The following is a 6,126-nucleotide window of genomic DNA, read 5'->3' on the forward strand; positions in this document are numbered from 1 at the left end:
ATCCAGGAACTCGTTGGAGGACTCGGAGATGTCCACCGAGCGAGCGTCCACCCAGCCGGACAGGAAGTTGTAGGCCATGACGGCGGGGATGGCCACCAGCAGACCGAAGGCGGTGGTGATGAGCGCCTCGGCGATACCGGCGGAGATGGTGCCCAGACCACCGGAGCCCGCGGCCGCCATGAGTTGGAAGGCGTTCACGATACCCATCGTGGTGCCCAGCAGACCCACGAACGGGGCCGTGGAGCCCACCGTGGCCAGCACGCCCAGGCCGCGCTTGAAGCTCTGCACCTCGCGCTGAGCCTGACGCTCCAGGGCGCGAGCCACCGACTCCACCGCCACGTCCTTGTCGGACGGGCTGATGCGGTAGGCGGTCAGGCCGGAGTTGATGACGCGGCCCAGGTGGCCCACGTCCTTGCCCATGTTGGTGTTGGCGGCCTGCTGCAGGTCCCCCTTGGCCAGGATCGCGCCCATCTTGGCGGCGAAGTTACGGGAGTCCTTGCGCGTCTTGCGGTAGACGATGATCCGCTCGGCCATGACCACCAGAGACGCGATGGACATGATCGCCAGAGAGAAAATGATGCAACGGGCAAAGAGACCCGTGTGCGCCCAGATGTCGGCAAGCGTGAATTGCATGATGGGGGTAGCGCTCCTCCTCGAGCGCGGTTGGGTTACAACGGGTACGACAGGGGGTGGAGCCGGTCCTGGATCAGCGGGGCAGGCTCAGACGGATGTTGAAGGTGTAGTCGACCTGGACAGCGCGGCCCTGGAACGTCACGGGCTGGTAGCGCTGGGCGTAGAGCGAGTCCAGCACGGCCTGCTCCATGTGCGGCAGCGGCTTGATGATGCGGCATCGCTCGACCTTGCCCTCGGTGGTGATGACGCACTTGACGATCATCAGGCCCTGAACGCGGGCCTCCATGGCCTCACGGGTATACTGCGGCGAGGGACCAGAAAGCTTCTCCGGGCGCGTCATTCCCGCGCCGAACGGCAGCACGTCCGTGCCGGTGCCGCCTAGCTGGCCGCCCAGCACTCCGCCGACCACGCCACCCACGACGCCGCCGATCACGCCGCCCTCGACACCGCCTTCGACGCCACCCTCGACGTCCTCCTCGGTGGTCTCTTCCTCGACGGCGTTCGGGTCCGGCTCCACCTCGGGCGGCTTCTCCTGGGGGATCTCCTTGGGCTGGACGATGACGTCCGGCTTCTTCACCACCGTCTTCTTGGTGGTGGACTTCTTCTTCGCCGGCGGGGGCGGAGGAGGAGGCGGCGGGGCGGCCTGCATCGGCGGCGCCATGGCCTGCTTGAACGTCACCTCCACCTCCTTCTCCTCCTCCTTCGGAGGACGGGTGGAGATCCAGATCGCGAACGCGAACAGACCGACGTGGAGGACGACCGAGATCACGGCACCCAGACCAACTCGGGACTTGGGGCCTTGTCCACGGTCAAGGACAGAGTCGAACATGCGCTAACGCTCCTGTACTCCGGTGGACACCCACCACATCCCGTCCGGATCGCAAAAGGCGAGCTACATTACAAAAACCGTGGACGGGTGCAAGTGACCCCACCCTGGAAGCCTACCTGCTTGATCGCGCAATGCCCCAGTAGTCACCAAAAATCAACGGCATATTGACAACTGGTGGACCTCAGATATTTTCCCGGACCATTTTAGTTGCGGTGCAAGCCCACCTTGGAGGGGTTCTCAGCATGCAAGTAAGACGGATGCTCCGGGCAACCGGAGTGGTCGTGGTCGCGAGCCTGTCGTACGGGACCGCGGCATACGCCGATAGCGTCATCGTTGGTCAGGTTCTCAGCGCGGACAACAAGAAGGCGGTCTCGGATGTGGTCGTCACGGCTACCTCGCCCAATCTTCAGGGCGAGCAGGTCGTGGTGACGGACGCCCAGGGCCAGTACCGCATTCCCCAGCTGCCGCCCGGTGTCTACACCCTGCGGTTCGATAAGGAGTCGTTCAAGCCGTTCTCGCGTTCGGACATCCAGCTGCGTCTGGATCGCACCATCCGCGTGAACGTGGAGATCCTGCCCGAGGCCTTCACCGAGGAGATCTCGGTCGTGGCCCGTGCCCCCACCATCGACGTCGGCTCGACGAACACGGGCGTCAACGTCGATCAGGACTTCATCAAGCGCATCGCGGTGAACCGTCCGACGGGCAAGGGTGGCGCGGCGCGCTCCTTCGAGAGCCTCGCCGAGCTGGCCCCGGGTGCCCAGAGCGACACGTACGGCGTGTCCATCAACGGCGCCACCTCGCCTGAGAACGGCTACGTGGTGGATGGTCTGTCCACGAACGACGCGGCCTTCGGCATCAACGCCAGCCCGCTGAGCGTCGAGTTCGTCCAGGACGTGAACATCATCACCGGTGGCTACCTGCCTGAGTACGGCCGGGCCACGGGTGGCGTGGTCAACGCGATCACCAAGTCGGGCTCCAACGAGTTCCACGGCTCCGTGTTCGGCAACTGGACCCCGGGCGCCCTCGAGGGTACCCGCAACCCCATCCTGAGCGACGGCTCGGTCATCAGCGGCCAGAGCTCGCTGCTGAACCTGGGCGACATCGGCGCCACCCTCGGTGGTCCGATCCTCAAGGACAAGCTGTGGTTCTTCGCCGGCGTGGCTCCGTCCATGACGCGCTGGAAGCACGTGCGCGCGCTCAACTCGTTCAACGTGGACGAGAACGGAGAGCTGGCCCTCGATGAGGAGACCGGCTTCCACCAGACGACCCGGATCCCCGGCTCCGAGCGGAACTACTTCGCCGACCAGCGCAGCATCCAGCTGATGGGCAAGTTGACCTACCTCGTCAACCAGGACCACAACGTCTCGCTGTCGTTCAACACCTCTCCGACGACGAGCGGTGGCAACGGCCGCCTGACCATCAGCCGGCTGACCGGTGGCGTGGCGAGCCGCATCGACTCGAACCCGGCCGCGGCCGGCCTGGCCTCGGTGAACGCCAACAGCACGGCGACCGGCTTCAAGTACGCCGGCTCGTTCATGGACAAGAAGGTGCTGGTGGACGCCAACGTTGGCTGGTTCCACCAGACGGCCTCCAACCTGCCCAATGACGGCAGCGGCGATCAGTTGGGCACCCCCGAGGGTGAGCGGCAGATCCGCGAGGGCACGGGCCTGGCGGGCCTGTCCCGCGTGACGTACGTCTACCCGCGCGCCCTGATGGACGTGGAGGACGTGCCGGGTGCGGCCACGGCCGAGTACTGCGGCACCACGCCGGACGAGCAGCTCCTGCGCTGCCCCGTGCAGAACTACGATGTCGGCGGCTTCGGCGGCTTCTCCAAGAGCCTGCTCGATCGCTACCAGGCCAACGCCAAGGCCACCTACCTGCTGAGCCTCTTCGGCCAGCACGTCCTGAAGGCCGGCGCGGACGTCGAGACGCTCGTCTATGACCAGACGAAGGCCATCTCGGGCGGCGTGCTCTTCGCCGAGTCGCAGCTGGCGGACGGCACCCTCGTGTGGCAGGACTCCCGCCGCTACGGCTACCAGCGGGGCCCGGACGACGAGGTGACGCTGTGGCAGCTGCGTTCCAAGAACAGCAGCACCACGGTCGGTGGCTTCGTTCAGGACAGCTGGACGGTCGCCAACCGGGTGACGGTGAACGCCGGTCTGCGCTACGACGTGCAGTCGCTGTACGGCAACGGCGAGAAGCTGGCGTTCGTGCTGGACAACCAGTGGTCGCCGCGCGTGGGCCTGATCGTGGACCCGATGGCCAACGGCCAGCTCAAGCTGTTCGCCAACTTCGCCCGGTACTACGAGCAGGTTCCGCTCAACCTGGTGGACCGTCAGTTCCCCGGTGAGACGCGCTACCGCGCCAACCGCTACGCCGAGGCGCGCGCCGGCGTCCCGGTGGGCTGCGATCCCAGCACCCTCGAGGGCCAGCGCGGCGCCTGCGCCGATGAGAGCGTCATCGCCCGGGCCGCGGAGAGCAACCGCAACCCGAGCCGCCTCTACACCGGTGGCAAGCTCGAGAGCCTCTCGGTCGATCCCAACATCGAGCCCCAGTCGTCCACCGAGTTCCTGGTGGGCACCGAGTACGAGCTCCTGTCCAACACCCGCGTGAGTGCGACCTACACGCACCGGGCCATGGGCGCCGTGATCGAGGACATGAGCCGTGACGACGGCGCGACGTACTTCCTGGGCAACCCGGGTGGGGGCTTCGCCAAGGAGTTCCCGGTGCCGGAGCGTACCTACGACGCGGTGACGGTGGCGCTGACCCGCGCCTTCGCCGACGGGTGGCTGGCCCAGGCCAGCTACACCTGGTCGCGGCTGTACGGTAACTACCCCGGTCTGTTCCGCCCGGAGACCGGTCAGCTCGATCCGAACATCCTGTCGGACTTCGACCTGATCAGCCTCCTGGAGAACCGGACCGGTCTGCTCCCGTACGACCGTACGCACTCGGTCAAGGCCTTCGGCGCCAAGGAGTTCACCTTCTCCAAGGACCTGTCGGCCAGCATCGGTCTGTCCTACCGCGGCTACTCTGGTACGCCCATCAACTACCTGGGCGCCCACGTGGACTACGGCGAGGGTGAGGGCTTCGTGCTGCCTCGCGGCGCCGGCGGTCGTACGGCCTGGGTGAACAACATCGACTCCAACGTCGGGTTGAACTACCGGCTCGGCAAGACGGGGACGGTGTCCTTCACCCTGGACGTGTTCAACATGTTCAACTTCCAGACTGCGACGCAGGTGGATGAGAACTACACGTACGCGTCCGTGCTGCCCGTCAAGAACGGCTCGATCAGCGACCTGCCGAATGCGGTCAAGGTCGTGACCGACGACGGCGAGCGTGCGATGACCGAGGAAGACGAGAACCCGAACTTCATGCAGCCGACCCAGTACCAGGCGCCGCGGCAGGTTCGCTTCGGCATCCGGTACACCTTCTAGTCCGCTCCGCGAACATTGGAATTCAAGCACATGACCATGAAGCACATTTCCACTGTTGTAGCCGTGCTCGGGCTTGGCAGCCTGCTGTCGGGTTGCGATGTCCAGCAGCCCTCGGCTGGGTGCGTCGTGCAGGACTCGGCGAGCTGGATCGCCAAGTACGACCTGAAGGAAGGGCAGCCGGCGTGCGCCAAGCCGCTGGCCGCGGGTGAGACGGTCGGCGTCTTCAAGTACACCGATCCGATGCAGGCGAACTCCACCATCATCGCCCTCCGGCCCAACGGCCTGGCCTCCCGTGGTAGCCGGGATCCCGGCGATCAGCGGAACCAGACGGCGGTTGGCAGCCTGGGCGAGCAGCCGGACGAGAACGACTTCTGCACGGCTACGGAGCTTGGGGAGGCCACGGTGACCGCGGCTCCCAAGACGACGGCGCCGGTCGAGGACGAGACCCGGATCAGCTACAAGTTCAAGGACGTGAAGGTCTACACGAACCCGCGCGCTCCTGGCACCCAGCTGAAGGCGGACCTCACCTACACCCGCGATGGTTGCACCGCGGAGTACGCGGTTCGTGCCATGTGGCCGGCCATCGCATGCGACCCGGAGGATGAGGATCCGGCGCACAACTGCGGCCCGGGCTCGTTCATCAACCCGGACATGGCCGTCACCTGCGACCCTGTCCTGCACATCTGCGTGCCGGCCAAGGAAATCCCCTCCTTCAAGGAGTAGGGAAAGGCCGTTTAGACGGCCTGGCAGGCTGAAGTGGATCGCGGCCCCGGTTGCCTCTCCCCCACGAGGGAGTGGCAGCACGGGGCCGCGGTGTTTATGCACGGTTGGTTGTCGTTCTCGGACTTACCCAGGAAGGTGCATGGAGGGTCGCTACTCACTCATCGAACGCGTCGCCGCGCTGCTGGCGGACGAGCAGGGCACGCTCCGCAAGGAGGCGCCCTACCGTGTGGCCCTCTGCTACCCGAGCCCCTACAACGTGGGCATGAGCTCGCTCGGCTACCAGGCCATGTACCGGGAGATCCACTCGCACCCCGGGGCCACCGCCGAGCGCGCCTTCCTCCCCGATGATGTGGAGGCGTACCGCCGCACGCGGACGTCCCTCTTCTCCTTCGAGTCGCAGGCCCCCGTCTCCAGCTTCCACATGCTGGCCTTCTCGGTGGCCTATGAGCTGGAACTGACCGGGCTCTTCTCCATGCTGGACCTCTCCGGCATCCCCCTCCTCCGGGA

The 6,126-nt window shown here is 66.1% G+C and carries 4 protein-coding genes and 1 pseudogene; 3 read left to right on the plus strand and 2 right to left on the minus strand.

Features of this window, described 5'->3' with window-relative positions:
• Together VF794_RS28095 and VF794_RS28100 are read right to left on the minus strand one after the other, a co-directional pair.
• Positions 1–633: MotA/TolQ/ExbB proton channel family protein (locus VF794_RS28095; protein WP_331115645.1), on the minus strand; the 633-nt coding region annotated here is incomplete at its 3' end.
• A 73-nt stretch (positions 634–706) separates the two neighbouring features.
• The gene (locus VF794_RS28100) at positions 707–1,462 is read right to left on the minus strand and encodes a TonB family protein (protein WP_331115647.1); all 756 of its coding nucleotides are present in this window, start codon (positions 1,460–1,462) and stop codon (positions 707–709) included.
• A gap of 242 nt (positions 1,463–1,704) precedes the next feature.
• Between VF794_RS28100 and VF794_RS28105 the strand changes: the two genes are divergently transcribed.
• The 3 genes and pseudogenes from VF794_RS28105 to VF794_RS28115 form a co-directional block, all read left to right on the plus strand.
• A complete protein-coding gene (locus VF794_RS28105) occupies positions 1,705–4,896 on the plus strand; it encodes a TonB-dependent receptor domain-containing protein (RefSeq protein WP_414640967.1) in 3,192 nt (1,063 codons plus the stop codon).
• Between the two features lie 36 nt (positions 4,897–4,932).
• Positions 4,933–5,619: a hypothetical protein gene (locus VF794_RS28110; RefSeq protein WP_331115651.1), complete on the plus strand. Its 687-nt coding sequence runs from the start codon at positions 4,933–4,935 to the stop codon at positions 5,617–5,619.
• 139 nt (positions 5,620–5,758) lie between these two features.
• Positions 5,759–6,126, plus strand: a pseudogene (locus VF794_RS28115) (radical SAM protein); the annotation flags it as partial.

This window comes from Archangium sp. (genome assembly GCF_036389735.1).
Taxonomy (GTDB): Bacteria; Myxococcota; Myxococcia; order Myxococcales; family Myxococcaceae; genus Archangium.

Excerpts from the sequence above, each read along its gene's own strand:
- VF794_RS28100 (WP_331115647.1), bottom strand. The coding sequence starts at position 1,462 with ATGTTCGACTCTGTCCTTGACCGTGGACAAGGCCCCAAGTCCCGAGTT.
- VF794_RS28110 (WP_331115651.1), top strand. The coding sequence starts at position 4,933 with ATGAAGCACATTTCCACTGTTGTAGCCGTGCTCGGGCTTGGCAGCCTG.
- VF794_RS28105 (WP_414640967.1), top strand. The coding sequence starts at position 1,705 with ATGCAAGTAAGACGGATGCTCCGGGCAACCGGAGTGGTCGTGGTCGCG.